Origin of the sequence: Mesorhizobium sp. M7D.F.Ca.US.004.03.1.1 (assembly GCF_003998635.1) — a bacterium.
Lineage (GTDB): Bacteria > Pseudomonadota > Alphaproteobacteria > Rhizobiales > Rhizobiaceae > Mesorhizobium > Mesorhizobium loti.
This window is the reverse complement of sequence record NZ_RZQG01001010.1, coordinates 1-2037: the sequence shown is the minus strand read 5'-3', so window position 1 is coordinate 2037 and position 2037 is coordinate 1. Positions and strand designations below refer to the sequence as shown.

The following is a 2037-nucleotide window of genomic DNA, read 5'->3' as shown; positions in this document are numbered from 1 at the left end:
GTATCGGCCTGGCGATCGCCGAGGCCTTTTCGCGCGAGGGCGCGGACGTCCTGATCGTCGGCCGCGACACCCGGAAGCTCGACGCCGCCCGCAAGCAGCTCGGCGGCACTATCGAGGCGCTGTCGGCCGATCTTGCCACATCGGCCGGCATCGCAGCCGTCGTCGAGCACGTGAAAAGGCCCGGCAGGCCTCTCGATATCCTCGTCAACAATGCCGGTGTGGCTTTCCTGATGCCGTTCGAGACCGTCAGCGAGGCGCAGTTCCAGCAATCCTTCGCGCTCAATGTGACGGCCGTGTTCTTCCTCACCCAGGGCCTGCTGCCGCATCTGGCAACCGGCGCATCGGTGATCAACATCTCGTCCTATTTCGCCAACAAGATGATCCCGAAGCGTCCGTCGAGCCTCTATTCGCTGTCGAAGGGCGCGTTGAACTCGCTGACCAAATCGCTGGCCTTCGAACTCGGCCCGCGCGGCATCCGCGTCAACGCCATCGCGCCCGGCACGGTCGACACCGCCATGCGACGCAAGACCGTCGACAATTTGCCGGCCGAGGCAAAGGCGGAGCTGAAGGCCTATGTCGAGCGCAGCTATCCGCTTGGCAGAATCGGCCGCCCCGACGATCTGGCCGGTATCGCGGTCTATCTGGCCAGCGAAGAGGCGGCGTGGACCAGCGGCGGCATTTTTTCGATCGATGGTGGCTATACTGCGGGGTGAGGAGCTTTTCTCCCCCGTTGAGGGGGTGAGAAGCGGTCCGCGTAGCGGACGGGAAGCCAATTGCTTGGCTTTCCGAACGACGAACGCCCGGAGCGATAGCGAAGGGCCGGTCCAGGGGTCGCCTCGCGTGAAGCGCCAGCCTGTTGCGGCAGCTAGGGGAGTTGCGCCGGGACGCACCGACCCCCTCTGTCGCCTTCGGCGACATCTCCCCCTCGAGGGGGGAGATCACCTTCAACCGATTTGCATCCTTGCCGCCCGCATTCTCCGCTTGAAGCCGTTTGTGCAACGCGATACGCCGTTGCCGACTTCGACAAGGAGAGACCCGTGACCGCTGCAAAGACCAGAACCGAAACCGACACGTTCGGCCCGATCGAAGTCGCCGCCGATCGCTATTGGGGCGCGCAGGCGCAGCGTTCCCTCGGCAATTTCAAGATCGGCTGGGAAAAACAGCCGGCGTCGATCGTGCGCGCGCTGGGCATCGTCAAGCGGGCGGCGGCGGAAGCCAACATGGAGCTCAAGCGGCTCGACCCGGCGATCGGCAAGACGATTGTCGAGGCGGCGCAAGAGGTCATCGACGGCAAGCTCAACGACCATTTCCCGCTGGTGGTCTGGCAGACCGGCTCGGGCACGCAGTCCAACATGAACGCCAATGAGGTGATCTCCAACCGGGCGATCGAGATGCTGGGCGGCGTCATGGGCTCCAAAAAGCCGGTGCATCCCAACGACCATGTCAATATGAGCCAGTCGTCGAACGACACCTATCCGACGGCCATGCACATCGCCTGCGCCGAGCGCATCGTGCACGACCTCTTGCCGGCGCTGAAACACCTGCACAAGGCACTTGAAGCCAAGACCAAGGCCTTCGCGCACATCATCAAGATCGGCCGCACGCACACGCAGGATGCCACCCCCCTCACGCTTGGCCAGGAATTTTCGGGCTATGCCGCCCAGGTCGCCTCGTCGATCAAACGCATCGAGCTGACGTTGCCCGGCCTGCAGGAACTGGCGCAGGGCGGCACCGCCGTCGGCACCGGCCTCAACGCGCCGGTCGGCTTCGCCGAACGAGTCGCGGATCGCATCGCCACCATTACCGGCATCGCCTTCGTCACCGCGCCGAACAAGTTCGAGGCGCTGGCAGCCCATGATTCCATGGTGTTTTCGCACGGCGCCATCAACGCGGCGGCCGCGGCGCTGTTCAAGATCGCCAACGACATCCGCTTCCTCGGTTCCGGCCCGCGTTCGGGCCTCGGCGAACTCTCGTTGCCGGAAAACGAGCCGGGCTCGTCGATCATGCCGGGCAAGGTCAATCCGACCCAGTGCGAGG

2 protein-coding genes are annotated in these 2037 nt (G+C 64.6%); both read left to right on the top strand.

All coding sequences use genetic code 11. The features are described from left to right. Positions 1–2 precede the first annotated feature (2 nt). On the top strand, positions 3–713 hold the full coding sequence (locus EN935_RS33140; protein ID WP_245489117.1) for an SDR family oxidoreductase: 711 nt from the start codon (positions 3–5) through the stop codon (positions 711–713). 324 nt (positions 714–1037) lie between these two features. Then, on the top strand, positions 1038–2037 hold a 1000-nt coding region (locus tag EN935_RS33135), incomplete at its 3' end, for a class II fumarate hydratase (RefSeq protein WP_164771574.1).